Here is a 25,000-nt window from a genome sequence, read left to right on the forward strand (position 1 = left end):
ACACTACCGCCGGTGTCGCGTTGCAAGCGCTTACGTATTCGCCCGAACAGCCATTTCGCTGCCGGCGACGACGGGGCCATAGGGCCGCGTCCTACCTCCGCCACCGCCATCACGCCCAATGATCGAAGTTTGTCCCGTCTTTCAACATCCACCAGGAGCGCACCCATGGCACGAGCCCCCACGTCGCGCAACGCGACCAAGAGATCGCCGTCCAACCACCCGTCGTCCACACAGTCCGACACCTACCGCGGCAACGCAGGTGAACTGCAACAGCAAGCCGGGGGCAAGCACCCGGTGCTGACCACGCAGCAGGGCATTCCGGTGGCAGACAACCAGAACTCCCTGCGCCCCTCTCCCCGCGGCCCCACGCTGCTGGAAGACTTCATACTGCGCGAGAAGATCACGCACTTCGACCACGAACGCATCCCCGAGCGCATCGTGCACGCCCGCGGCTCTGGCGCCCATGGGTTTTTCGAGCTGACCCATTCACTGCGCGACGTCACCACGGCCCGCGTGCTGACGGAAGTGGGCGTGCAGACGCCCGTGTTCACGCGCTTTTCCACCGTGGCAGGCGGCGCAGGCTCGGTGGACACCCCGCGCGACGTGCGCGGCTTTGCCGTCAAGTTCTACACGCCCGAAGGCAACTGGGACCTGGTGGGCAACAACATTCCGGTGTTCTTCATCCAGGACGCGATGAAGTTCCCCGACCTCGTGCACGCCGTGAAGATGGAGCCCGACCGCGGCTTCCCGCAGGCGGGCAGCGCGCACGACACGTTCTGGGACTTCGTCTCGCTGATGCCAGAAACGCTGCACATGGTGATGTGGGCCATGAGCGACCGCACCCTGCCGCGCAGCCTGCGCATGATGGAGGGCTTTGGCGTGCACAGCTTCCGGCTGGTGAATGCGGACGGCGACAGCACCTTCGTGAAGTTCCACTGGCGGCCCAAGCTGGGCATCCAGTCCACCGTGTGGGACGAGGCGCTGAAGCTGCAGGCCGCCGACAACGACTTTCACCGCCGCGACCTGTTCGAGTCCATCGAGGCGGGCGACTTCCCCGAATGGGAGCTGGCCGTGCAGCTGTTCACGGAGGAAGAGGCGGAGAACTTCCCCTTCGACCACCTGGACCCGACCAAGCTCGTGCCCGAAGAACTGGTGCCGCTGCAGGTCATCGGCCGCATGGTGCTCAACCGCTGGCCCGACAACTTCTTCGCCGAAACCGAGCAGGTGGCTTTCTGCCCCGCGAATGTGCCGCCAGGCATCGACTTCAGCAACGACCCGCTGCTGCAGGGCCGGCTGTTCTCGTACCTGGACACGCAGCTGTCGCGCCTGGGCGGGCCCAACTTTGCGCAGATCCCGATCAATGCGCCCAAGTGCCCCTTCCACAACATGCAGCGCGACGGCCAGATGCAGATGCAGGTGCCCAAGGGCCGCGTGAGCTACGAGCCGAGCAGCCTGCAGCCGGACACGCCGCGCGCATCGCAGGCGCAGGGCTTCAGGCACTTCGCGCAGGTGGACGATGGCAAGGGCCAGGGCAAGGGCCGCATCCGCCCCGAGAGCTTTGCCGACCACTACAGCCAGGCGCGCATGTTCTTTCGCAGCCAGAGCCCGCTGGAGCAGTCGCACATCGCGTCGGCCCTGGTGTTCGAGCTGTCCAAAGTCGGCACGCCCCATGTCCGCGAGGCCGTCGTCGGCCACTTGGTGCATGTGGATCCAGCCCTGGCAGAGCGCGTGGCCGCAGGCCTGGGCTTGCCGCAGGTGCCGGCGGCCCCGTCCGCCGCCGAGCCGGTGCGTGACCTGCCGCTGTCCCCGCAGCTGCGCATCATCGACCGCATGAAGCCCACGCTGCAGGGCCGCTGCATCGGCATCCTGGTGGCCGATGGCTCCAACGGCGACACGGTGACCACGCTGCGCAAGGCGCTCGAGAAGGTGGGTGCCACCGTCAAGATCGTGTCGCCCCGCGTGGGCGGCGCCAAGCTGCGCGACGGCACGCAGCTGGCGGCCCATGGGCAGCTGGCGGGCACTCCATCCACGGTGTTCGATGCGGTGGTGTCGGTGTTGACGTCGGAAATGGGCGAGCAGCTGTCGCGCGAAGCAGCGGCGGTGGACTGGTTCCGTGACGCGTTCGGCCACCTCAAAGCCATCGCTGCCGGCAAGGGGTCGCAAGCGCTGCTGAGCGCTGCCGGCATCGAGCCCGATGCCGGTGTGGTGGACCCGGCCAATGTGCAGGGCTTCATCGCCGCGGCACAGACCCGCCAGTGGGCCCGCGAGCCCAAGCTGCGCAACCTGGCCTGAGCCAAGGGCGGGCCAGCCAGCAGAGCGCCAAGCAGCGCTGATGCTGGCCAGCCATCTACCCCGGCCTGGACGATGTTCAGGCCGGTGCAGGCCGTGGCGGTGGGGCCGGCATTCAGGGCCCTGCTGACCCCATCCGTCATCGCCCTGGCCCGGCTCCTCGTTCAATCTCCTCGTTCAATCTCCTCGTTCAAGCTCCTCGTTCAGGCTCTTCGTCAAGCCTATGCGGCGGCCCCGGGCAGGCCCGGCGCATCGGCCAGGCTTGCCAGCCCCTTGCCATTGCGCTTGCTGACGTAGAGCGCACGGTCGGCGCGGTCCATCAGTGCGGGAATGCCTTCGACAGCATCGCCCTGCGGGAACAGCGCCACGCCGACACTGGCGCCAATGAGCACATGCTGGCCGTTGTCCAGCCCCATGGGCGTCAGCAACGCGGCGAGCACCGCATGCGCGGTCGCCATCGCGGCCTCGGGGGATTCCACAGCGTTGAGCACCAGGGCAAACTCGTCCCCGCCCAGCCGCGCGGCCGTGTCGCTGGCGCGGGTGAGGCTGGTGAGGCGCTGCGCCACGCGCGCCAGCACCTGGTCGCCGCTGGCATGGCCCCGCTCATCGTTGACGGCCTTGAACCCGTCCAGGTCCAGCAGCAGCAAGGCGCCCGCGCGGTGGTCGCGGTGTGCGGCCAGCACCGCCTGGGACAGGCGGTCTTCGAACAACCGGCGGTTGGGCAGGCCGGTGAGCCGGTCGTGCGTGGCCAGGGCCAGCACCTGCTGGTGCGCGCGCACCAGCCGGGCGCTGAGCAGGCCCACCACCACCGCGAACACATACGACAGCATCACGATCAGCGCGGGCGCCTGGCCGGCGGCCTTCCAGCCGCCTGCAGGCACGGCGCCCAATATCCAGCTGCCGCCGCCTGGCAGGGGAATGTCGAGCGTGGCCGGAGATTCGTCAAAAAGCTGCGGGCGGCCCACGAACACCGCGCCCTGCGCACCCATGGCGTCCAGCCCGCGGGCGGCCACCTGAAAGCCCATCTGCTCGGAGTTGAGGCCCACGTCCGCGAACAGCGTGTCGGCGTTGACGGTGAGCGACACGATGCCCCAGTAGCGCGGCCCGCCCACCGGCGTCTTGCCGGGCGGGGTGGCCAGGAACACCGGCGTGCGGCTCACGATGCCCAGGCCGCCCTGCACCAGCGGTATGGGGCCGGCCACGACCGTGCGGCGCGTCTGGATGGCCCGCTCCACCGCGTTGCGCTGCTGCGGGTTGTCCAGGTAGTGCAGGCCCAGCGCCCGCTCGTTGCCCAGGCGCGGGTAGATGTCGCTGATGACGTTGTCCGGCGCGAGCGCCAGGTTGCGGATGTTGCGCTGGTGCTCCAGCAGGCGCCCCACCACCGTCGAGAAGATCTCGGGCGACATGCCGCCCTGTGCGGACACGAAGGCGGCCACCGTCTCGGGCACCGACAGCGTGCTTTGCAGCTGTCGGTCCAGCCGGTCGCGGATCTGCAGCAGGTGGCTTTGCGCCTGCGCGGCAATCTCGGTGCGCGCCTTGGTGTGCGCGATGTCGATCACCACCCAGGCGAGCAGCGCGGCCAGCGCGCCGCTGCAGAGCCCGGCAACCAGCGGCAGCCGGCGGTGGTGGATCCAGTTGGCGGGCAGGTGGCGCTGGTGCATGGGAGCGGTGGCGGCAGGGCGCAGTGAAGTGGGCCGGGCCTCGGCCCGGCAGGTGCTGGAAGTCGGGCGTGCAGCGCCGGCTTACTGCGCGACGAAGCCGCTGGTCTTGATGATGCGCGTCCAGGCCTCGGTGTAGGCTTTTTCACGCGCGCCCAGCTGCTGCGGCGTCATGTGGCCCACGGTGAGGCCCATGGCGGTGAGGTGGTCGCGCACGTCGGGCATGGCCACGACCTTGGCCAGCGCGGCCGAGAAGTCGGCGATGAACTTCTGCGGCGTGCCCGCAGGCGCGTAGATGCCGTAGTACGGCAGGTCTTCGAAGCCCTTGAGGCCCATTTCGTCGAACGTGGGCACATCGGGCATGGCGGCCTGGCGCCTGGTGCCCAGCACGCCCACCACGCGCACCTTGCCGGCCTTGTGGTTCTCGATGAAGTCCTGCACCGAGGCCACGCCCGCGCCGATCTGGTTGCCCAGCATGTCGGCCATCATGGGCGCGCTGCCGCGGTAGGGTGCCGAGACCAGGTCGATCTGGTACTTCTGGCCCAGCAGCTTGACCAGGAATTCGGGCGTGGACGCAGGCGCCGGGATGCCCACCGCGCCCTTGCCGCCGCCGCTGGCCTTGACCCACGCCACGTACTCGGTGAACGACTTGGCCGGCGTGCCGCCCGACACCGCGAACGCGTTCACGAAGGTGGCGAAGCCGCCCACGGGCACGAAGTCGCGCGCCGGGTCGAAGCCCGGGTTCTTCACCACCTGGGGCAGGATCGAGATGGTGTGGTCGTGCGTGAGGAACAGCGTGGTGCCGTCCGGTGCCGCAGACTTGAGCGCCTGCGCGGCGATCTGGCCGCCCGCGCCGGGGCGGTTTTCCACCACCACGGGCTGGCCCAGCTCGTCCTTGAGCTTCTCGGCCAGCGTGCGCGCAATGGCGTCGGTGCCGCCGCCGGGCGGAAAGCCCACCAGCAGACGGATCGGCTTGGGTGTCTGGGCACAGGCCAGCCCCATGGTCAGGGCCACGCCGGCCAGCGCGCCGGTGCGCAAAAGGCGGGACAGCAGGCTGCGGCGGGAAGTCGTCGTCATGGCAGAACTCCAGGGTCGAAGGTGTTGGGGTATCACTGAGCCGCAAAAATCAAGCCAGGCGGGCGCGGTGGCGGGCCACCTGAGTCCGGACCTGGGCCGGCGCAGTTCCGCCCAGCGTGTTGCGTGCGTTCAGCGAGCCACGCAGGCTGAGCACCTCGTACACGTCCTTCTCGATCTGCGGGTGGAAACCCTGCAGCACCGTCAATGGCAGCTCGGACAGATCGCAGGCGTGCGACTGGGCCGCCTTCACGGCGTGGGCCACGGTCTCGTGCGCATCGCGGAAAGGCAGGCCCTTCTTGACCAGGTAGTCGGCCAGGTCGGTGGCGGTGGCATAGCCCTTGAGTGCCGCCTGCTCCATGGCCTGCGGGTTGACGGTGATGCCGCCTTCCTTGACGCCCGTGGCGGGGTTCAGCTGGCCGCCGACCATCTCGGCGAAGATGCGCAGTGTGTCCTTGAGCGTATCCACCGTGTCGAACAGCGGCTCCTTGTCTTCCTGGTTGTCCTTGTTGTAGGCCAGGGGCTGGCCCTTCATCAGGGTGATCAGGCCCATGAGGTGGCCGACCACGCGGCCGGTCTTGCCGCGCGCGAGTTCGGGCACGTCGGGGTTCTTCTTCTGCGGCATGATCGATGAGCCGGTGGTGAAGCGGTCGGCGATCTTGATGAAGCCGAAGTTCTGGCTCATCCAGATGATGAGCTCTTCGGACAGGCGGCTCACGTGCACCATGCACAGGCTGGCGGCGGCGGTGAATTCGATGGCGAAGTCGCGGTCGCTCACTGCGTCCAGGCTGTTCTGGCACACCGCGGGGGACCCGTTCACGTCCACCATGCCCAGCGTCTTGGCCACGCGCTCGCGGTCCAGCGGGTAGGTGGTGCCGGCCAGGGCCGCACTGCCCAGCGGCAGCACGTTGGTGCGGCGGCGCACATCGGCCATGCGCTCGGCGTCGCGCGCGAACATTTCCACATAGGCCAGCATGTGGTGGCCGAAGCTCACCGGCTGGGCCACCTGCAGGTGGGTGAAGCCGGGCAGGATCACCTCGACGTTCTGCTCGGCCACATCCACCAGCGACACCTGCAGTTCTTTCAGCAGGTCGCCGATGAGGTCGATCTCGCCACGCAGCCACAGGCGCACGTCGGTGGCCACCTGGTCGTTGCGGCTGCGGCCGGTGTGCAGGCGCTTGCCGGCGTCGCCCACCAGATGCGTCAGGCGCGCTTCGATGTTCAGGTGCACGTCTTCCAGGTCAAGCTTCCACTCGAACGCGCCGGACTCGATCTCGGAGGTGATCTGCGCCATGCCGCGCTGGATGGAGGCGTGGTCTTCAGCGCCGATGATGCCCTGCGCTGCCAGCATCTCGGCGTGCGCCAGGCTGCCTGCGATGTCGGCCTGCCACAGGCGCTTGTCGAAGAACACGCTGGAGGTGTAGCGCTTGACCAGGTCGCTCATAGGCTCGGAAAACAGCGCCGACCAGGCCTGTGCCTTGGTGTCGAGCTGGTTGTGGGACGGCGCAGACGGCGTGGCGCTGGTGGCTTGGGCTTTGGACATAGGAGGGCAATAATCCGGAGGTTCAGACACCCGGACTGCCCGGATGCCGCAATGCAAAACACGCAAATTTTATCGACCCCGCCTCCCCCACCGGATTCCGACCCGCTGAACGGTGCTGCGCGGGGCCTGCGCCCCGCACCCGGACAGGCACGCGGCGGCCTGGCGCCACCGCGGCGCGCGCTGGTGTTTGACGCCTGCCATGTGGGCGTAGTGCTGCGGGCCGTGCTGTTCGTGGAACTGGTGGTGGGCGTGGGCGCGATGTACGGCGCGCGCTCCCCGGCGGAGTGGCTGGCCACGCTGGCGCTGCTGACCGGTGGCGCCTTGCCGGCCACCCTGGTGTGGCTGGTCACGGCCTGCAGCCTGAAGACACTGCTGCAGCGCCTGTCCACCGCGCTGCAGTATGCCGCTGGCGTGCTGCTGGGGGCCCTGGCCGGGGCGTACGCCTGCGCCATGCTCACCCTGGTGTCGCAGACCACGGCGCCCCCCTGGATGGCGAGCGCTGCCACGGGGGCCCTGCTGGCGGCCATTCTGGTGGCGGCACTGGTGCTGCGGGCGCGCGGCCGCACCCCCGCGGCCACCACGGCCCGCCTGACCGAGCTGCAGTCGCGCATTCGCCCGCACTTCCTGTTCAACACCCTCAACAGCGCCATCGCCCTGGTGCGCGAAGAACCCGCCAAGGCGGAGTCGCTGCTGGAAGACCTGTCGGACCTGTTTCGCCACGCGCTCATCGAGCAAGGCGAATCGGTCGCGCTGGCCGAGGAGATCACCCTGGCGCGGCGCTACCTGGCGATCGAGGAAGTGCGCTTTGGCACGCGGCTGCAGGTGCAGTGGAGCCTGGACCCGCGCACCGACGGCGCGCGGCTGCCGCCGCTGCTGCTGCAGCCGCTGGTGGAAAACGCCGTCAAGCACGGCGTGGAGCCCAGCGCGCGCGGCGGCCGGCTGCGCGTGCTGACCGAGCTGCGCGGCAGCCGCGTGGTGGTGCGCATCACCAACACCCTGCCACCCAAGGAAGGCCGGGGCGGCAAGGGCGACGAGCCCATCAGCACCAAGGGGCACGGCATCGCCTTGGCCAACGTGCGCGCCCGGCTGGCCCTGCTGCACGATGTGCAGGGTGAGTTCACCGCAGGGGTTCAGGACGGCCTGTACCAGGTGCGCATCACCCTGCCCGCCCCCGAAGACAACAAGCACCGCGACCCGCGCACCGACGACCGGGGCCGTCAGCGTGACCGGGGCCGCCACCGCAGCGCAGGCCGGGGCACGCCACCAACACCCCGGCGCGGCGCCGTGCCCACCCCTGCCGATGCCCCCTTGCCCACCGACGACCGCCCATGAACATCCTCATCGTTGACGACGAAACCCTGGCCCGCAGCCGGCTGCGCACCTTGCTGTCCGACTGCGCGGAAGGCACGCCCACCCCGCGCATGACCGTGGCCGAGGCTGCCAATGCCGGCGAGGCCATGGCCCAGCTGGGGCCCACGGGCGGGCGGGCCTTCGACGTGGTGCTGCTGGACATCCACATGCCCGGGCAGGACGGCCTGTCGCTCGCGCATGCGCTGCAGGCGCTGCCCCACCCCCCGGCCGTGGTGTTCGTGACCGCCCACATGGACCACGCGGTGAGCGCCTTCGAGCTGGACGCGGTGGACTACCTCACCAAGCCCGTGCGCCGTGAACGCCTGCAGCAGGCGCTGGCCAAGGTGCAGCGCAGCACCCGCTCGTCCGCCGCGGCCGCCGCACCCAGCGCGCCGGACGGTGAAACCCTGCTGATCCAGGACCGCGGCCGCACCGAGCGCCTGCCCCTGGCCGAGGTGCTGTACTTCAAGGCCGAGCAGAAGTACGTGACCGTGCGCACCGCCACGCGCAGCTACATCATGGACGGCGCGCTGAGCGAGCTGGAGACCAAGTTCGCGCCCCGCTTCATGCGCATCCACCGCAACGCCCTGGTGGCCCGCCGCGCCGTGCGCGCGCTGGAAAAGCACTACGACCCGGAGGAAGGCGAAGGCTGGGCGGTGCGGCTGCAGGGGTCGACCGAACTGCTCGCGGTATCGCGCCGGCAGGTGGCGGCGGTGCGGGAAGAGCTGGCGAGGTAAGAAGCCCCCTGGGTCGCTGCGCGACTTCCCCCAACGGGGACGCCACCGGTGGACTGGCAGAGCCAGATCCACGGTGCCACTGGCATGGGAGCACGCCAGTAGCGTGGAACGGGGCCCTGTCGGCACTGCCACGGAGCTGTGTGCCGCCCCCGATGGACGCCTGCCGCGGCTTGTCAGACGTATTCCGCAGGTGTGCAGAAGCCAAATTTTAGATAAATTGGCCCCTACCGCTTGCCTGCATTGCGCCAGAAGCTATAAATATCATAGCAAATCGACAACGGTGGACATGCAGCTGGCTGCGCTGCCCGCATCCGCCTCAGTGCGCGTGCGCCGCGCCGCTCACCAGCGTGACGATGACCATGCCCGCGATCAGCCAGGCGATCTGCGCCACGGTTTCGCGCGCGGTCAGGCGCTTTTGCAGTTGCGGGATCAGGTCGGCCAAGGCCACGTAGACAAAGCTGCTGGAGGCTACGGCCAGAAAGTACGGCAGCAGGTCCTGCAGCTGCCCAACCAGAAAGTAGCCGACCACGCCGCCCAGCGCCGTCACCGCGCCTGCCAGGGACACCTTGACCAGCGCCATGCGCCGGTTGGGGCTGGTCTGGCGCAGCACCACCAGGTCGCCCATGTGGTGCGGCACCTCGTGCGCCAGCACCGACACGGCGGCGATCACGCCCAGGCGGATGTCGGCCAGGAAGGCTGATGCGATGAGGATGCCGTCGCCAAAGCAATGCACGCTGTCGCCCGTCAGCACGGCCCAGCCGCCCGAGCGCGGGCCATGGTGGTGGTGATGGTGGTCGTGGTGCGCGTGGTCGTGCGCGTGCGCAGCTTCGGCGCCGCCATGCTGGTGCGCAGGCACGGCGGCGTGGGCGCCGTGGCTGTGCTCGTGCCCGTGGTGCCAGAGTTCGGCCTTGTCGAGCAGAAAGAAAAACACCACGCCCACCAACAAGGTGGCGAACAGGTCGTGCGCGCCCGCCTGGCTCTCGAACGCCTCGGGCAGCAAATGCATGAAGGCCGTGGCCAGCAGCGCGCCGGCCGCCAGGCTCAGCAGGTGCTGGGGCCCCACGCTGTCCGAACGCCCGCCCAGGCCCAGCCGCATCAACAACGCGGCCAGCCACACGCTGCCAATGCCTGCGGCCAACGTGGCCAGGATGATTGCTACCAAAGTCATAGCTTCTTGTGCTTTATGGATCAGCGCCAGCGCGTATTTTCTTTCAAATGTCCGTGGCCCGCCGCAGGGGTAAAAAAAGCCGCCCCTCGGGGCGGCTTCTGCTGCGGCAGGTGGACCTGGGAGCCTTCGCAGACTCCGGGCGGTCACACCACGCCGTTTTTGCCGAACCAGGCCAGCGCCCGCTTCCAGCCGTCCTCGGCCGCTTCCTTGCGGTAGCTGGGGCGGTAGTCGGCATGGAAGGCGTGGGGCGCGTCAGGGTACACCACGAACTCCGAGGCCTTGGCTTGCGGTGAACCACCGGCCAGGGCAGCTTTCATCTTATCAACCGTGTCAAGTGGGATGCCGGTGTCTTTTTCGCCGTACAGGCCCAGCACCGGGGCCTTGAGGATGGGGGCAATGTCCACCGGGTGTTTGGGGGTGAGTTCGCTCGCCTGGCCCACGAGGCGGCCATACCAGGCCACGCCGGCCTTCACCGGGCCGTGGGCTGCGTACAGCCAGGTGATGCGGCCACCCCAGCAAAAGCCGGTGATGCCCACGCGCGCACCGTCGCCGCCGTTGGCCGTGGCCCACGCCACGGCGCCATCCAGGTCGGCCATCACCTGGGCATCAGGCACCTTGGAGACGACTTCGGCCATGAGCTTGGCCACGTCGGTGTACTGCGATGGGTCGCCCTGGCGCGCATACAGCTGCGGCGCGATGGCCAGGTAGCCCGCCTTGGCAAAGCGGCGGCAGGTGTCGGCGATGTATTCGTGCACGCCGAAGATCTCCTGGATCACCAGGATCACCGGCAGGCCCGTCTTGCCCGCGGGGGCGGCGCGGTAGGCCGGCACCTTGAAGCCGTTGACCGTGAAGCTCACCTCGCCGGCCGTGAGGCCGTCGCTGGGCGTGGCGATGGCCGTCTGCGCCATGATGGGCGCCGCCGCCGCGGCGTAGCCCAGGCCCAGCGCGGCCTGCAGCGCGGTGCGGCGGGTGGCGCCGGACTCGGTGGACCGGCCGGGCAACAGGGCCTTGGCGTCGGAATGGAGGTCTTCAGTGAGCATCGGTTTCTCCAGGAAAGAAGGATGGACGGACAAAAGTAGCCTGTTCTCAGGAACGGCCCCGCAGTCTAGGGGCTTTATGCAACGCCTGCAGCGCACGTCGGAACTCTGGGGGAATTAATGGATGACAGGCCCCGGACTTTCTGCGAACCTGTCCAGGGATTGACCGGTCCGCCCGCCCAGTCGCACCATGCAGGTGCACACCAGCACCCAGACAGCGGCCCCATCGGCACCCGTGCCCCGCCCTGCGTCCGCCAACCTGGGAGCCACCGACCATGACCGCTGCCCCACCGCGCGAAGAACCTGTGGCACCCCTGGTGGCCGCAGTGTGCGGTGTGTGCCTCGCCATGGGGCTGGGCCTGCTGGCCTGGGCGCTGGCCAGCCACACCCTGACAACGCCCGTCCTGGCCGCGTTCGTCGTGGCCGGCCTGCTGCTGCTGGTGATCGCTGGCCTGCACTGGCGCCTGGCGCGGCGCACGCAGCGGCTGCAGGCGGATGCCGATGCTGCGCTGCAGGCAGCCCAGCGGGCCAGCGCGCAGTTGCTGGCCACGCTCGACATCCTGCCCGACGGGCTGGCCATCTACGACGCGGACGACCGCCTGGTGCTGTGCAACGCGCGCTACCGCGAGGTGGCGCCGGGCACCGACATGCCGCTGGCCTATGGCACCCGCTTCGAAGATGCCTTGCGCCGCGCCGCCAGCTCGGGCCAGATCATGGATGCCGTGCCGGACGTCGAGGCGTGGCTGGCCCGCCGCCTGGCGCGCCACCGCGCACCCACCGGGCCCGAAGTGCAGGAGGTGCGCGGCGACCGCTGGATGCAGCTGACCGAGCGCACGCTGGACGGCGGCGGCGTGGTCGTGCTGCGCAGCGACATCACCGACATCGTGCACAAGGAGCGCGCACTCAAGCAAGCGCTGCAGCACGCTGAACGCGCCGAGCGCAGCCTGCGCGAAGCGGTGGATGCGATGCCCGCGGGCCTGGAGATCTACGACGAGAACGACCGGCTGGTGCTGTGCAACGAGCACATGGCCCGCCTGCGCCCGCAGGTGCCGGTGCAGGCCATGCTGGGCCGCACCTACGAAGAGCTGCTGCGCGAAGGCCTGCGCCACGGCATCCCCGAAGAGGCCGCGGGGCAGGAAGAGCTGTGGCTGGCGCACGAGCTGGCGATCCGCGGCCACCGCCCCGGCCCCGAGGTGCGCCATTACCCCGGGGGCGCGTGGATGCACATGCACGAAAGCCGCACGCCATCGGGCATGACGGTGTGCGTGCGCCTCAACATCACCGACCTGATCGAGCAGCGCCAGGTGGCCGAGGCCGCCCGCCAGGAGAGCCTGCGCATCCGGCAACTGCTGGAGCGTGCCGTCGAGGCTCTGCCGGTCAGCATCGAGATCTTCGACGAGCAGGACCGGCTGGTGCTGTACAACCAGCAGCTGTCGCGCATGTACCCGCACATGAACTACGCGCAGCACCTGGGCAGCCACTTTGCCGACATCCTGCGGCACTCGGTGGACCGGGGCTTGATCCCGTCGGCGCACGGCCGCGAAGAGGCCTGGATCGCAGAGCGCCTGTCGGAGCACGGCAGCCGCACCTCCACGCTGGTGCAGCGGCTGGCCGACGGCCGCTGGATCAACATCTACGAGACCCGCACACCCGAGAACTATGTGGTGGCGGTGCGCCTGGATATCACCGACCTGATCGAGCAGCGCCAGGCGCTGGAGGCCGCGCAAGAGGCCGCGCACTCTGCGCGCGAACTGCTGCAGGACGCGGTCGAATCGCTGCCCGAGGGCTTTGCCCTGTTCGACGCGGACGACAAGCTCGTGGTGTGCAACGCCCAGTACCGCAAGCTCTACCCCATCTCCGCCCCGGTGATCGTGCCCGGCACCACCTTTGAGCAGATTGCGCGCTACGGCGCAGAGCGCGGCCAGTACCTGGACGCCGTGGGCAACGAGGAGGCCTGGATCGCACAGCGCGTGGCCGACCACCGCGCCGCCAACCACGCGGTGCTGCAGCGCCTGCCAGAGGGCCGCTGGCTGCAGGCCGATGAGCGGCGCACGCCGCAGGGCGGCATCGCCGGCGTGCGCACCGAGGTGACCCAGCTCGTGCGCAAGGAACAGGAGCTGGCGGCCGCCAACGAAAAGCTGGCCCTGCTGTCCACCACCGACGGCGTCACCGGCATCGGCAACCGGCGCCGCTTCGACGAGCGGCTGGCCACCGAATGGCTGCGGTGCGGCCGCCACCGGTCGCCACTGGCGGTGGTGCTGATCGACATCGACCACTTCAAGCTCTACAACGACCACTACGGCCACATCGCGGGCGACGAGTGCCTGCGCCGCGTGGCGCAGCTGCTGCAGGCCACCATCCGCCGGGCCGACGAGGTGGCCGCGCGCTATGGCGGCGAGGAGTTCGTGCTGCTGTTGCCCGACACGCTGCTGCCCGATGCCACCACCGTGGCCCAGCGCTGCATGGACAGCCTGCGCGCCGCCGCCCTGCCCCATCCGCGCTCGCCCACGGCCGCCATGCTCACGCTGAGCCTCGGCGTGGCCAGCGTGGTGCCCCAGCCCGATGCAGGCTCGGACACCCTGGTGCAGGCCGCCGACGCCGCGCTCTACCGCGCCAAGCGCGCGGGACGCAACCGGTTCGAGGTGTTCGCGCCGCCCCCCGCCGCACTCACTGCGGCACAAAGTCCGACGGGTACTTGAGCGAATCCACCAGCAGGTGCGGCATGCGCATGTGCAGGTTCAGCCCGTGGGGCGGGATGGGCGCGGTGAACCACTTGTCGTACAGGCGGTGCAGCTCGCGCCCCTGGATGAGCCGGCGCAGTTCGGCATCCACCACGGCCTTGAGTTCGGGGTTGCCGCGCTCGAACGCGATGGCGTAGGGCTCGATGGTCATGGGCTTGCCGATGACTTTCAGGTCCTCCGGCCGGCTGTGGCTGGCGCGCAGGCCGAACAGCAGCACGTCGTCCATCGCAAAGCCTTCGACCTTGCCATCGACCACCCAGCCAAAGCCTTCGGCATGGTCCTTGGCGGGCTCGATCTTGACCCGCACCGATTTGGCCGCGGCCTCGCGCGCCAGGGAGTCGATGTTGGTCGTGCCCAGGGTGGACGCCAGCGTCTTGCCATCGAGGTCTTCGATGCGCGAATACGGCTTGCCGCTTTGCACCACGATGCGCGACGAGGCGATGAAGTGCGCGATGGTGAAGGCCACGCGCTGGCGCCGCGCGGCGGTGTTGGTGGTGGAGCCGCACTCCAGGTCCACCTCACCCTTCTCGATGGCGTCAAACCGGTTGCCCGACGTGACCAGGCGGTAGGCCACCCGCGGCGCGGGCAGCTTGAGGTGGCGGCCCAGCGCCTGCGCGACCTGCAGGCACACGTCCACGCTGTACCCCATGGGCGTGCCATGGGCCACGTACGACATGGGCACGGACGACTCGCGGTGCCCGATGACCACCGTGCCGGTGGTGCGGATGCGATCAAGCGCGCGGCCTGGGGCCTGTGGTGCCGTGGAACCCCCTGCCACTACGCCCGCGGCAGGCTGGGCCTGGGCAGCACAGCCGGCCCAGGCCATAGTCAGCGCGGCGCAGAGCGCTGCGGGTCTCAGCGGCTGCCGCAGGCCGGGAACGAAGTGGCGCATGGTGTTCAGTCCCGGCAGGATGCGGGCTGCGCCGCATCGCGGTAGGCATGCCGCGCCAATGCGCCGGCCAGCACCAGCGTAGGGTTGACCAGCGCCACACCCGGCAGGCGCGGGCTTTCGTTCAGCGCCAGCGGGATCTCGGTGCAGCCCATGATGAGCGTGGACACCTTATGGCGCTGCTGCAGGGCGCGCGACACGGATTCGAAGCGCTCGCGCGCCAGGCGGTAGTTGCCGGCCTTCACGCCGTCGTAGATGCCCTGCATCAGCACGTCCTGCTCCGCCGCCGTAGGCACGAAGCACTCGATGCCGCTGCGTGCCAGCTCGCGCTGGTACAGGCCCGCGTCGTAGGCACCGCGGGTGGCCAGCAGGCCCACGCCCTGCACCTGTTGGGCAGCCAAGCCCGCCACCACCTCCTGCATGCCGTGCAGCACCACCATCTGCGGAAACCGCTGCTGCAGCAGGCCATGCCACGCGTGCGCCGTGTTGCAGGCAATGGCCACCACGCGCGCGCCCAGCGCGGCCAGGCGGCCGGTGGCCTGCAGCATGGGCTCGGCCGGCTGGTGCGCGCCCTCGCGCGTGTCGTTCAGCGCGGCCGTGCGGTCCGGAATGGGCACCTGGGCCAGCCAGTGCTCGGGGTAGGCCTGGTCGTGCACGGGGATGCCCAGGGCAGCCATGCGGTCGGTGCAGGCCTGCACGAACAGGCGCACGAAGTCGGCCCCCGCGGCAGGGCCCATGCCGCCGAGGATCCCCACCACCTGGGGCTGCGGGCTGTGGCTTGCAGACACTGGCATACGCGCTCCGGTCCGTGCGTCAGATGGCGGGCTTGTCGCTCTGCGCGGCCAGGTTGTCGCGCAGCTCCTTGCTCATGGGCAAGCTCAGGTTCTGGTTGCGCGGGGGGACGGGCGAGTTGAACCACTTGGTGTAGAGCTTGTCGAAGTCGCCGGACTTCATCATCCCGCCGATCACGCCGTTGACCAGCGCCTGGAATTGCGGGTCGTCCTTGCGCAGCATGCAGGCATAGGGCTCGACCTGCAGCGAATCGCCCACCACCGTCCAGTCCGCCGGGTTGCGCATGTTGCCCATCAGGCCGAACAGCAGGATGTCGTCCATCGCGAAGGCCTCGGCGCGGCCGCTGTCCACCAGCAGCACGGCGTCGTCGTGGTCCTTGCCCAGCACGATGTCCATGTCCAGGTTGTTGTCGCGGTTGTACTTGCGGATCACCTGCGCGTTGGTGGTGCCCGAGGTGCTGGCCACCTTCTTCTTGGCCAGGTCGGCGTAGTTCTTCACGCCCGACGATTTCTTGGTCAGCAGGCGCGTGCCGGTGTAGAAATAGTTGATGGCGAATTGCACGTCCTTGCCGCGCGTGCTGTTGTTGGTGGTGGAGCCGCACTCCAGGTCGATGGTGCCGTTTTGCAGCAAAGGAATGCGGTTTTGCGACGTGACCGCCTGCAGGTCCACCTTCAGGGCCGGGTTGTTCACGCGCTTTTTCACCGCATCGACCACGGCGTTGGTGATGTCCACCGCAAAGCCCACTGGTGCGCCGGGGCCCGCCAGGTAGCTGAAGGGCACCGACGATTCGCGGTAGGCCACGGTGATCTTGCCCGACTCGGCCACCTTCTTGAGGGTGTCGGCCTGGGCCACGGTGCAGGCCAGCAGGCCGGTGGCAACAACGAAGGCGGCGGAGGTGACGGCAGAGAGCTTCATGGAAATCCCTTTGTGCAAAACGATGGGCAGTGAATGGACGTGGCGCGACCGAAAAAAGCCGGGGGGCCGGATCACACTGACACGGAAAAAATCCAGTGACCGCGTGAACCGGCACATGCAAAAAACCGGAACGCAGGTGCACTGTAGGAACTTGCGCCGCCCTTGAACAATTCATTTGCACAGGTAGGCCATGACCAAAAGTTATGCCGCCAGTTTGGTGCAGGCAGCCGCACCATCCAAGTGCCATTTCCTGGCCCCACAGGCCCACCTTGCGCACCCGCGCACCTCGTCGGGCGGCGCACATAACTTCCCGGCATGGCCACCGGCGGCATTGGCATTGTTCAGGCGGGGGCCCGCGCCCTACAGTGGCCTCGAGTCCCGCACCCCATCCTTCCATCCCTTCAACACCCCGTCCCACCCAATGCAGGTATGTGTTCTCGGCGCCGGCATCGTCGGCCTGGCCACCGCGTATGAACTCCACCAGCGCGGCCTGGCCGTGACCGTGGTCGACCAGGCCCAGCCCGGCGCTGGCGCCAGCGGCGGCAACGGCGCGCAACTGAGCTACAGCTACGTGCAGCCCCTGGCGGATGCCGGCATCTGGCGCCAGTTGCCCAAGCTGCTGCTGTCGCCCCAGTCGCCCCTGAAGCTGCGGCCGCAGTGGGATGTGCACCAGTGGCGCTGGGGCGTGGATTTCTTGCGTGCGTGCAACCGGCACACGTCGGAGCAGAGCACGCGGCAACTGCTCGCCCTCGCCGCGCTGAGCCGCCATCACTTCGACGCCATGCTGCAGGCCGAAAAACTGGAGTGCGACTTCTCGACCACCGGCAAACTGGTGCTGTACGACACGCCCGCGGCCTTGGCCGCCGCGCGCCGCCAAATGGACCTGCAGCAGCCCTGGGGCAGCCCGCAGGAAGCCGTATCCGCCACGCGCTGCGTGGAGCTCGAACCCGCCCTCGCGCACTACCAGGGCCGCATCGCCGGTGCGATCCACACGCCCAGCGAATGCGCGGCCGACTGCCTCAAGGTCTGCCTGGGCCTGCAGCAACGGCTGGCAGAGCGCGGCGTGCGCTTCGTGCTGGGAGCCCGGGTGACCGGCTTTGCGCGCGAGGGCGGGCGCATCGTGGCCGCCCGCACCAGCGCCGGTGACGTCGAAGCGCAGCAGTTCGTCCTGGCCCTGGGCAGCGCCAGCCACCAGGCCGCGCAGACCCTGGGGTTCGGCCTGCCCGTCTACCCGCTCAAGGGCTACAGCATCACCCTGGACACCACGGACGCACCCTGCGCCGCCCCCCACGTCAGCGTGACCGATGCGGCGCGCAAGGTGGTGTTCGCGCGCATCGGCCAGCGCCTGCGCGTGGCGGGCATGGCCGAGCTGGTTGGGCACGACGACCACATCCCGCCCGCCCGCATCCAGAGCCTGTGCGAGGCGGCCCGTGCGGTCTTTCCGGGCTGCAGCGACTTCGGGCGACTGGACCCCTGGACCGGCATGCGCCCGGCCACCCCCACCGGGGTGCCGCTGGTGGGGCCGCACACCCGTGCGCCGGACAACCTGCTGCTCAACACCGGGCACGGGGCCCTGGGCTTCACGCTCGCGTTCGGCACGGCAGCGCAGCTGGCGCAGCGGCTCGCACCCGCCTGATGCGCCTGATGCATCGGATGCGCCGGCGTCAGGCCGCGCACTGCAGCGCCGCGTCTGCCTGCCACTGACCGCCAGCGCTGCACCACAGCATCACTCGGCCACCGGCACGCCCACGGACGCCATGGTCTCGGCCACCGCCTGTCGCATGCAGCGCGTCATGGCACTGGCCAGCAGCGAGCTGGGCCGGTTGACGGTGCGCAGCGACTTGATGGGCACGGCGATGTGGGGCGCCAGCGCCAGCACATCGACCTTGCTGCGGTCCGCTGAGGCGGCGGTGCACGCATCCACCACCGCCACCGCGTGCCCGTGGTGCGCCAGCGCCAGTGCGGCGTGGTAGGTCTGCACGGTGATGGCAGTGTTGAGCCCCACCCCCGCTTCACGGCACGCGTGGCTGACCACCGTGCCGATGGGGTCGCGCACATCCAGCCGCACCACGGGCGTCTCCGCCAGGTCGGCCAGGTGCACGGTGCCGGACTGCACCAGCGCCGCCGCGAGCATGCCCTTGGGCGCCACGCACAGCATGCGCCCGTCGGCCAGATGCTCCTGCGTGAGCGACGGGTGCGCCACCGCGCTGAACACAAAGCCCACGTCGGCCTCCTGCAGCACCAGGGCCGAGATGATCTGCGGCGAATGCAGCGCATCGATGGTGATCACCACGTCCGGATGCGCCTGCCGAAAGAACCGCAGCGCGCGCGGCAGCACTTCGTAGCTGAGTGCCAGCACGCTCAGGATGTGCAACTCGCCCTCGCGCCGGCCACCCTTCAGGCTGTTGGCCAGCCGCTGCACGTCGTCGAGCTGGGTGAACAGGCGCTCGATATGCGGGTACAGCGTCTGCGCCTCGGTGGTAGGCACCAGGCGGCCTTTCAAGCGGTTGAAGAGCGGAAAGCCCAGCTGCAGTTCGGCGTGCGCCAGGATGCGGCTCACCGCCGGCTGGGTCACGTTGATGAGGCGGGCCGCCGCGCTCACGCTGCCGGTGAGCATGACGGCGTTGAAGACTTCAATGTGGCGAAGGCGCATGGGGTGACGATGCAAGGAATGGGCCGGTTGCGCAATCCTTGCATGTCCCCATTGCGGAGCCAGGCGGCAACGGCGCGTGGGCCAGAGAGGCTGCGCAGCGATCGTTGTGGCCGATGCGGGCCCCTGGCGCTCACTGTGCGGGCGAGGAGCCCGAAGCAGCGTCCAGCTTGTCCTGCGTCTTCGTATCGAAGTCACTGGCGTCATGCCGTTCACGCAGCTGGCCGGCCGTGTCGCCCGTGACACGATTCACCATGCGCCCACGCTGCACCGCCGGGCGCTGCGCCACCTGCTCGGCCCAGCGCACCACGTGCGTGTATTCGTGCACCTGCAGGAACTCGCCGGACTCGTACGCCTGGCCCCTGACCAGCAACCCGTACCAGGGCCAGATGGCGATGTCGGCCACCGTGTACTCGCTGCCGATCAGGTACTCGTTGACGGCCAGCCGCTGGTTGAGCACATCGAGCTGGCGCTTGACCTCCATCGCGTAGCGGTCGATCGCGTACTCTATCTTGGTGGGCGCATAGGCATAGAAGTGCCCGAACCCGCCGCCTAGAAACGGCGCACTGCCCATCTGCCAGAACAGCCACGACAGGCACTCGGCCCTTGCAGCACCGTTCTTCGGCAAAAAGGCGCTACCGAACTTCTCCGCCAGGTACATCAGGATGGCGCCGGACTCGAACACGCGCACCGGGTGGGCGGCATCGCTGCGGTCCAGCAGCGCGGGGATCTTGGAGTTGGGGTTCACAGCAACGAACCCGCTGCCGAATTGCTCACCCTGGTTGATGCGGATCAGCCACGCGTCGTACTCCGCACCGCTGTGGCCCAGAGCCAGCAGTTCTTCCAGCATGACAGTCACCTTGACGCCATTGGGAGTGCCGAGCGAGTACAGCTGCAGCGGGTGCCGACCCACAGGCAGTTCCTTGTCGTGCGTGGCACCCGCAATGGGCCGGTTGATGCTGGCGAACTGGCCGCCGCTTTCCTTGTTCCATTGCCAGATGGCGGGTGGGGTGTAGGACAAGGAATCAGACATGCGAAGGCTCCAGAACAAAAAGTGGCTAGCGAGTATGTGGTCGACTGCTAGTTAAGTTTAGCGACGTGATCGATTCCATGGCGCTTTTCCTGCTGCTTGTAGGTGGCTTCGAAAACCACTTTACCTCGCCTGATTCTTAGAGAACTAGCCAAGCGAGAGATATCGCTAAACGATCAAGCGCATATGGTTGAATTTTTCGCAGCAGCACGCCCGATGATGCCGAATCAACCCTCCAATTAACTATCTTGAACGTGCACGACATGACTGCCCGGTTGGTCGCCTACAACTTGTGCGAATCAGCGCGGTCTAACCTGCGCTTCTGCCGATAGCAAAGAATAAAAAAAACAATCACCAATGCGATTGAAATGTAGATGAGGCGGTCGTATTGAGCGCTTTGTGTGGCCGTAATGTAGCGATAAATCCCATCGTGATTGGTTACGAGAACAGTGTGCGTTTCATCCGGAACTTCTGTTCCTTCGTGAAGCACATTGTTGAACCAGTGCCTGACGTAAAACAAGGAGCCTGGCCCGCAGCAAGCAACCACAAACTCACCAAGCCGGAAAAACTTATTTACCATAGCCATTTCTGTCGGCGTAGCTCATTCTGCGGGTAAGCACAGCACCAGCGCCAAGCTTCAAACTGGCTCATCATTTCAATGCGCCTTATCCCAGTTCGGCCCCACACCGACTTCGGCCAGCAACGGCACCTTGAGCTCCGCCACTTCCGCCATCAGCCGCGGAATGTGCGTGCGAACCCACTCCACCTCCCCTTCAGGCAGCTCAAACACCAGTTCGTCATGCACCTGCATGATCATCTTGATGCCTGGCTTGTTCGCATCCAGCTCCTGCTGCACGGCCACCATCGCCTTCTTGATCAAATCCGCCGCCGTGCCCTGCATCGGCGCGTTGATCGCAGCCCGCTCCGCGCCGCTGCGGCGCGGGCCGTTCGGGGAGTTGATCTCGGGCAGGTACAGGCGGCGGCCGAAGACGGTCTCCACATAGCCGCGCGCCTTGGCGGACGCCTTGGTTTCGTCCATGTACTGCTTCACGCCAGGGTAGCGCTGAAAGTACCGGTCGATGTAGGCGGCTGCGGCCTTGGTCTCTATGCCCAGGTTCTTGGCCAGGCCGAAGCTGCTCATGCCGTAGATGAGACCGAAGTTGATGACCTTGGCGTAGCGGCGTTGTTCGCTGCTCACCTGGTCGACCTCGACACCGAACACCTCGGCGGCGGTGGCGCGGTGGACGTCCAGGCCGTTACGAAACGCGTGCAGCAGCGATTCGTCGCCGCTGATGTGGGCCATGATGCGCAGCTCGATCTGGCTGTAGTCGGCGCTCGCGATCACGCTGCCCGGCGGCGCCACGAAGGCTTCGCGCACACGGCGGCCTTCCACGGTGCGAATGGGGATGTTCTGCAGGTTGGGGTCGTTGCTGGACAGGCGCCCGGTAATGGCGACGGCCTGTGCGTAGTGGGTGTGCACGCGGCCGGTGCGCGGGTTGGCCAGCTGGGCCAACTTGTCGGTGTAGGTGCCCTTGAGCTTGGACAGGCTGCGGTGCTCCAGCAGCTTGGCGGGCAGGGGGTAGTCCTCGGCCAGCTTTTCCAGCACTTCTTCGTCGGTGCTGCGCGCGCCGGTGGCGGTCTTCTTGACCACGGGCATGCCCAGCTTGTCGAAGAAGATTTCGCCGAGCTGCTTGGGGGACCCCAGGTTGAAGGGCTGCCCCGCGATCTCGTAGGCGTCCTGCTCCAGTTTGAGGATGCGCTGGCCCAGTTCGTGGCTCTGGTTGGCCAGCGTGGCCGCGTCGATCAACACGCCGTTGCGCTCGATGCGGAACAGGGTTTCGCTGCTGGCCATCTCCAGCTCGTAGATGCCGCGCAGTGGGCCTTCGGCTTCGAGCATGGGCCAGAGCACGCGGTGCACGTCCAGCGTCTGGTCGGAGTCTTCGCACGAGTAGGCCGCTGCCTTGTCCACCGCCACCTGGGCGAACGGGATCTGGTGGGCGCCCTTGCCGCACAGGTCTTCATAACTGATGCCGCTGCGGCCGGTGTGGCGCTCGGCCAGGCTGGCCAGGCCGTGGGGCTTGTGCACTTCGAGCACGTAGCTTTGCAGCATGGTGTCGTGCGCATAGCCCTGCACCTCAATGCCGTGGTTGGCGAACACATGGCGGTCGTACTTGATGTGCTGGCCCAGCTTGGGGCGGCTGGCGTCTTCAAGCCAGGGCTTGAGTTTGGCCAGCAACTCGTCGAACGGCAACTGCTCGGGCGCATCAGGCCCGGCGTGGCGCAGCGGAATGTAGGCTGCGGCACCGGGCTCCACGCTGAAGCTGATGCCGACGATCTCGGCGCGCAGTTCGTCGAGCGACGTGGTTTCGGTGTCGATGGCGGCCAGTTCAGCCGTCTGCAGCTTGGCAAGCCAGCGGTCGAAGTCGGCCCAGGTGAGGATGGTCTCGTACGACACCTCGCGGCCCTGCGCGGCCTCGGCCACGAAGGTCGCCTCGGGGGATGCGAAGAGGTCGCCGCTGGCGCCCGGCAGCGTTGCCGTGGTGTTGGCGGGAGCGCTGGGTTCCAGCGCGCGGGCCAGGCCCTTGAAGCCATACTTTTGATAGAAGTCGCGCAGCGGGGCGGCGTCTTCCTGGCGCATGGCGATCGCATCCATGGCCGGCAGGCCGTCGACATGCCCGGCCAGGTCGCAGTCGGTCTTGATGGTGACGAGCTGCCGCCCGGTGGGCAGCCAATGCAGCGCCCCGCGCAGGTTCTCGCCCGCCACGCCCTTGATCTCGCCGGCACGCGCGATGAGGGCATCGAGCGAGCCATATTCGGCGAGCCATTTGGCAGCCGTCTTGGGGCCGACCTTGGGCACGCCGGGCACGTTGTCCACCGTGTCGCCCACCAGGGTCTGGTAGTCCACCATCAGTGATGGCGGCACGCCGAACTCGGCCGTCACGCCCGCCACGTCGCGCTTCTTGCCGTTCATGGTGTCGATGATGGTGATGTGCTCGTTCACCAGTTGCGACAGGTCCTTGTCGCCGCTGGAGACGATCACCTCCACGCCCTGCGCCGCCGCCACCGCAGCCAGCGTGCCGATCACGTCGTCGGCCTCCACGCCGGGGACGCAGACCACGGGCCAGCCCAACAGGCGCACGACCTCATGGATGGGCTCGATCTGCGCGCGCAGGTCGTCGGGCATGGGGGAGCGCTGCGCCTTGTACTCGGGATACAGGTCGTCGCGGAAGGTGGGGCCGCTCGCATCGAACACGCAGGCGGCATAGCCGGACGGGAATTCGCGCCGCAGCACCTGCAGCATGTTGATCATGCCGCGGATGGCACCGGTGGCGGGGCTTTCCGGGTCGCCCGGCACCGCGCGCAGGTCGGGCATGGCATGGAAGGCGCGGTACAGGTAGCTGGAGCCGTCCACCAGCACCAGGGTCTTTTTGTCGCCAGAGGGCTGCGCGGCGGAAGGCGTCGCCCCTTCGGCGGCGGGGCTGGGGGATGCAGAGGATTCTTCGGTCATGGGCGGATTGTGCACGCGCAGCCCGGCCGCGGCCGGCGCTCTACAATCCCGCCCATGCGCGCTGTACACCTCCTTTTGCTGCTGGCCATGGCCTCCAGCCCCGTCCTGGCCCAAACCAATAGTCAAACTGCCCCTCAGGGCGCGGTAGACAAGCGCGAGGCGCTATCAGAACCAGAGCAAATGGGCGGGCGTGGCAATCAACGCACCGAGCGCATCCAGATCGAGGACGCCGGCAGCCGGGTCGACGAGCTGCGCGTGGGCGGCCAGACGCAGACGATTTCTGTGCAGCCCAAGGCTGGCAACCTGCCCAGCTACGAAGTGCAGTCGCCCGACGGAGCCCGCAGCCGCGCTGGCAGCAACAGCGGCGCCGAGACGACCACCGGCCCGCGCGTGTGGAACGTGCTGAAGTTCTGAGCCGCGCCGGCTGCACCGCAGCGCCCCGGGGCCCCCGCACGCCCCGCCCTTTTTCCTTGTCAGTCCTCCACCCTTACGCACCCCTGAGCGATGGCCGTTTTTACCGAAGTCTCCAACACCGAGGCGCAAGACCTGCTGCGCCGTTTGCAACTGGGTGAGCTGGTGGAGCTGCGCGGCATCGAGGGCGGCATCGAGAACACCAATTATTTTCTGACCAGCGACCAGGGCCAGTTCGTGTTGACGCTGTTCGAGCGCCTCACGGCCGAGCAGCTGCCCTTTTACCTGCACTTGATGAAGCACCTGGCGCACGGTGGGGTGCCGGTGCCCGACCCGCGGGCCGACAAGGATGGCGACATCCTGCTGTCGGTGTGCGGCAAGCCCGCCGCGGTGGTCAACAAGCTGCGCGGCAAGAGCCAGCTGGCGCCACAGGGCGTGCACTGCGCGGCCGTGGGCACGATGCTCGCGCGCATGCACCTGGCCGGGCGCGATTTCGAACGGCACCAGCCCAACCTGCGCGGCCTGCCCTGGTGGAACGAGACCGTGCCCGTGGTGCTGCCGCACATCGGCGAATCGCAGGCAGCCTTGTTGCGCTCCGAACTGGCCTACCAGAACCACGTGGCTGCGGGCTCTGCCTACGCGGCGTTGCCCAGCGGCCCCGTGCATGCCGACCTGTTCCGCGACAACGTGATGTTCGAGGGCGAAGAGCTCACGGGCTTCTTCGACTTCTACTTTGCGGGTGTGGACACCTGGCTGTTCGACCTGGCCGTGTGCCTGAACGACTGGTGCATCGACCTGCCGACCGGCCGGCACGATGCCGAACGCGCCGCCCGCATGCTGGACGCCTACCAGGCCGTGCGCCCGTTGACCGCCGCAGAGCGCGAGCTGCTGCCCGCGATGGCGCGCGCAGGGGCCCTCAGGTTCTGGATCTCGCGGCTGTGGGACTTCCATCTGCCGCGCGAGGCCGCCATGCTCACGCCGCACGACCCCACGCACTTCGAACGCGTGCTGCAGGACAGGATTGCACGCCCGCTTCATCTGTAGCCCCATTGCCTGAGCCCCACTGCCCTTCACACCAAGCCGAGTCGCCGCTGCGCAGGGCCTGATGCGCGGCCACGCCACCGCGGCACCCCCCGCATTGGCAGCCCACTGGCCACACACCGGCTAGCCGTCCCCACACCCACAGATCCACCTCGCAGCCCGTACCC

Annotated in this window: 18 protein-coding genes; 7 read left to right on the forward strand and 11 right to left on the reverse strand. The window is 68.2% G+C overall.

Translation table 11 applies throughout. The features are described from left to right. Positions 1-165: 165 nt before the first annotated feature. Positions 166-2,292, forward strand: a complete 2,127-nt coding sequence (locus ACSQ3D_RS01040) for a catalase (RefSeq protein WP_396502921.1) — start codon at positions 166-168, stop codon at positions 2,290-2,292. Between the two features lie 218 nt (positions 2,293-2,510). Here the strand turns inward: ACSQ3D_RS01040 and ACSQ3D_RS01045 are convergent, their stop codons facing one another. The 3 genes from ACSQ3D_RS01045 to argH form a co-directional block, all read right to left on the reverse strand. Then, positions 2,511-3,950, reverse strand: a complete 1,440-nt coding sequence (locus tag ACSQ3D_RS01045) for a diguanylate cyclase domain-containing protein (RefSeq protein WP_396502922.1) — start codon at positions 3,948-3,950, stop codon at positions 2,511-2,513. Between the two features lie 81 nt (positions 3,951-4,031). Next, entirely contained in the window at positions 4,032-5,024 is a 993-nt protein-coding gene (locus tag ACSQ3D_RS01050; protein ID WP_436125631.1) for a Bug family tripartite tricarboxylate transporter substrate binding protein, read from the reverse strand. Positions 5,025-5,073: 49 nt separating this feature from the next. Then, on the reverse strand, positions 5,074-6,564 hold the full coding sequence (gene argH / locus ACSQ3D_RS01055; RefSeq protein WP_436125632.1) for an argininosuccinate lyase: 1,491 nt from the start codon (positions 6,562-6,564) through the stop codon (positions 5,074-5,076). A gap of 51 nt (positions 6,565-6,615) precedes the next feature. Here argH and ACSQ3D_RS01060 point away from each other — a divergent pair, with 51 nt between their 5' ends. Both ACSQ3D_RS01060 and ACSQ3D_RS01065 read left to right on the forward strand, forming a co-directional pair. Beyond that, positions 6,616-7,896 carry a sensor histidine kinase gene (locus tag ACSQ3D_RS01060; protein WP_436125633.1) on the forward strand — a complete coding sequence of 427 codons (1,281 nt, stop codon included), beginning with the start codon at positions 6,616-6,618 and terminating at the stop codon, positions 7,894-7,896. Next, complete coding sequence (locus ACSQ3D_RS01065; RefSeq protein WP_396502926.1) at positions 7,893-8,651, forward strand: LytR/AlgR family response regulator transcription factor; 759 nt, start codon at positions 7,893-7,895, stop codon at positions 8,649-8,651. The genes ACSQ3D_RS01060 and ACSQ3D_RS01065 overlap by 4 nt, the downstream gene beginning before the upstream one ends. A 316-nt stretch (positions 8,652-8,967) precedes the next feature. Here ACSQ3D_RS01065 and ACSQ3D_RS01070 read toward each other — a convergent pair whose 3' ends face one another. Both ACSQ3D_RS01070 and ACSQ3D_RS01075 read right to left on the reverse strand, forming a co-directional pair. Beyond that, the gene (locus ACSQ3D_RS01070) at positions 8,968-9,819 is read right to left on the reverse strand and encodes a ZIP family metal transporter (protein ID WP_396502927.1); all 852 of its coding nucleotides are present in this window, start codon (positions 9,817-9,819) and stop codon (positions 8,968-8,970) included. A 143-nt stretch (positions 9,820-9,962) separates the two neighbouring features. Further along, positions 9,963-10,859, reverse strand: a complete 897-nt coding sequence (locus ACSQ3D_RS01075; RefSeq protein ID WP_056420683.1) for a dienelactone hydrolase family protein — start codon at positions 10,857-10,859, stop codon at positions 9,963-9,965. 272 nt (positions 10,860-11,131) lie between these two features. Here ACSQ3D_RS01075 and ACSQ3D_RS01080 point away from each other — a divergent pair, with 272 nt between their 5' ends. Further along, positions 11,132-13,555 carry a PAS-domain containing protein gene (locus ACSQ3D_RS01080; protein WP_436125634.1) on the forward strand — a complete coding sequence of 808 codons (2,424 nt, stop codon included), beginning with the start codon at positions 11,132-11,134 and terminating at the stop codon, positions 13,553-13,555. Here ACSQ3D_RS01080 and ACSQ3D_RS01085 read toward each other — a convergent pair. The 3 genes from ACSQ3D_RS01085 to ACSQ3D_RS01095 are packed head-to-tail and all read right to left on the reverse strand — an operon-like array spanning position 13,524 to position 16,193. Continuing rightward, on the reverse strand, positions 13,524-14,489 hold the full coding sequence (locus ACSQ3D_RS01085; protein WP_436125635.1) for an amino acid ABC transporter substrate-binding protein: 966 nt from the start codon (positions 14,487-14,489) through the stop codon (positions 13,524-13,526). The genes ACSQ3D_RS01080 and ACSQ3D_RS01085 overlap by 32 nt on opposite strands. 5 nt (positions 14,490-14,494) lie before the next feature. Further along, the gene (locus tag ACSQ3D_RS01090; RefSeq protein ID WP_436125636.1) at positions 14,495-15,280 is read right to left on the reverse strand and encodes an aspartate/glutamate racemase family protein; all 786 of its coding nucleotides are present in this window, start codon (positions 15,278-15,280) and stop codon (positions 14,495-14,497) included. Between the two features lie 19 nt (positions 15,281-15,299). Further along, positions 15,300-16,193, reverse strand: a complete 894-nt coding sequence (locus ACSQ3D_RS01095; RefSeq protein WP_056420675.1) for an amino acid ABC transporter substrate-binding protein — start codon at positions 16,191-16,193, stop codon at positions 15,300-15,302. Between the two features lie 421 nt (positions 16,194-16,614). On the opposite strand from ACSQ3D_RS01095, the gene ACSQ3D_RS01100 reads away from it, so the two are divergent. Further along, complete coding sequence (locus ACSQ3D_RS01100; RefSeq protein ID WP_436125637.1) at positions 16,615-17,829, forward strand: D-amino acid dehydrogenase; 1,215 nt, start codon at positions 16,615-16,617, stop codon at positions 17,827-17,829. Positions 17,830-17,919: 90 nt separating this feature from the next. Here ACSQ3D_RS01100 and ACSQ3D_RS01105 read toward each other — a convergent pair whose 3' ends face one another. From ACSQ3D_RS01105 to polA, 3 genes are all read right to left on the reverse strand, one after another. Then, on the reverse strand, positions 17,920-18,846 hold the full coding sequence (locus tag ACSQ3D_RS01105) for a LysR family transcriptional regulator (RefSeq protein WP_056420667.1): 927 nt from the start codon (positions 18,844-18,846) through the stop codon (positions 17,920-17,922). A gap of 130 nt (positions 18,847-18,976) precedes the next feature. Then, positions 18,977-19,876 carry a glutathione-dependent disulfide-bond oxidoreductase gene (yghU, locus tag ACSQ3D_RS01110; RefSeq protein WP_436125638.1) on the reverse strand — a complete coding sequence of 300 codons (900 nt, stop codon included), beginning with the start codon at positions 19,874-19,876 and terminating at the stop codon, positions 18,977-18,979. 652 nt (positions 19,877-20,528) lie between these two features. Next, positions 20,529-23,381 carry a DNA polymerase I gene (gene polA, locus ACSQ3D_RS01115; protein ID WP_436125639.1) on the reverse strand — a complete coding sequence of 951 codons (2,853 nt, stop codon included), beginning with the start codon at positions 23,379-23,381 and terminating at the stop codon, positions 20,529-20,531. Positions 23,382-23,435: 54 nt separating this feature from the next. Here polA and ACSQ3D_RS01120 point away from each other — a divergent pair, with 54 nt between their 5' ends. Together ACSQ3D_RS01120 and ACSQ3D_RS01125 are read left to right on the forward strand one after the other, a co-directional pair. Beyond that, positions 23,436-23,795, forward strand: coding sequence for a hypothetical protein (locus ACSQ3D_RS01120; protein WP_056416142.1), 360 nt, complete (start codon positions 23,436-23,438; stop codon positions 23,793-23,795). A 90-nt stretch (positions 23,796-23,885) separates the two neighbouring features. Then, positions 23,886-24,836: a homoserine kinase gene (locus ACSQ3D_RS01125; RefSeq protein WP_056161961.1), complete on the forward strand. Its 951-nt coding sequence runs from the start codon at positions 23,886-23,888 to the stop codon at positions 24,834-24,836. The last annotated feature ends 164 nt before the right edge of the window (positions 24,837-25,000 follow it).

This window comes from Acidovorax sp. LjRoot117, assembly GCF_964252695.1.
Lineage (GTDB): Bacteria > Pseudomonadota > Gammaproteobacteria > Burkholderiales > Burkholderiaceae_C > Acidovorax.

Excerpts from the sequence above, each read along its gene's own strand:
- ACSQ3D_RS01040 (WP_396502921.1), top strand. The coding sequence starts at position 166 with ATGGCACGAGCCCCCACGTCGCGCAACGCGACCAAGAGATCGCCGTCC.
- ACSQ3D_RS01045 (WP_396502922.1), bottom strand. The coding sequence starts at position 3,950 with ATGCACCAGCGCCACCTGCCCGCCAACTGGATCCACCACCGCCGGCTG.
- ACSQ3D_RS01050 (WP_436125631.1), bottom strand. The coding sequence starts at position 5,024 with ATGACGACGACTTCCCGCCGCAGCCTGCTGTCCCGCCTTTTGCGCACC.
- argH (WP_436125632.1), bottom strand. The coding sequence starts at position 6,564 with ATGTCCAAAGCCCAAGCCACCAGCGCCACGCCGTCTGCGCCGTCCCAC.
- ACSQ3D_RS01060 (WP_436125633.1), top strand. The coding sequence starts at position 6,616 with ATGCAAAACACGCAAATTTTATCGACCCCGCCTCCCCCACCGGATTCC.
- ACSQ3D_RS01065 (WP_396502926.1), top strand. The coding sequence starts at position 7,893 with ATGAACATCCTCATCGTTGACGACGAAACCCTGGCCCGCAGCCGGCTG.
- ACSQ3D_RS01070 (WP_396502927.1), bottom strand. The coding sequence starts at position 9,819 with ATGACTTTGGTAGCAATCATCCTGGCCACGTTGGCCGCAGGCATTGGC.
- ACSQ3D_RS01075 (WP_056420683.1), bottom strand. The coding sequence starts at position 10,859 with ATGCTCACTGAAGACCTCCATTCCGACGCCAAGGCCCTGTTGCCCGGC.
- ACSQ3D_RS01080 (WP_436125634.1), top strand. The coding sequence starts at position 11,132 with ATGACCGCTGCCCCACCGCGCGAAGAACCTGTGGCACCCCTGGTGGCC.
- ACSQ3D_RS01085 (WP_436125635.1), bottom strand. The coding sequence starts at position 14,489 with ATGCGCCACTTCGTTCCCGGCCTGCGGCAGCCGCTGAGACCCGCAGCG.
- ACSQ3D_RS01090 (WP_436125636.1), bottom strand. The coding sequence starts at position 15,280 with ATGCCAGTGTCTGCAAGCCACAGCCCGCAGCCCCAGGTGGTGGGGATC.
- ACSQ3D_RS01095 (WP_056420675.1), bottom strand. The coding sequence starts at position 16,193 with ATGAAGCTCTCTGCCGTCACCTCCGCCGCCTTCGTTGTTGCCACCGGC.
- ACSQ3D_RS01100 (WP_436125637.1), top strand. The coding sequence starts at position 16,615 with ATGCAGGTATGTGTTCTCGGCGCCGGCATCGTCGGCCTGGCCACCGCG.
- ACSQ3D_RS01105 (WP_056420667.1), bottom strand. The coding sequence starts at position 18,846 with ATGCGCCTTCGCCACATTGAAGTCTTCAACGCCGTCATGCTCACCGGC.
- yghU (WP_436125638.1), bottom strand. The coding sequence starts at position 19,876 with ATGTCTGATTCCTTGTCCTACACCCCACCCGCCATCTGGCAATGGAAC.
- polA (WP_436125639.1), bottom strand. The coding sequence starts at position 23,381 with ATGACCGAAGAATCCTCTGCATCCCCCAGCCCCGCCGCCGAAGGGGCG.
- ACSQ3D_RS01120 (WP_056416142.1), top strand. The coding sequence starts at position 23,436 with ATGCGCGCTGTACACCTCCTTTTGCTGCTGGCCATGGCCTCCAGCCCC.
- ACSQ3D_RS01125 (WP_056161961.1), top strand. The coding sequence starts at position 23,886 with ATGGCCGTTTTTACCGAAGTCTCCAACACCGAGGCGCAAGACCTGCTG.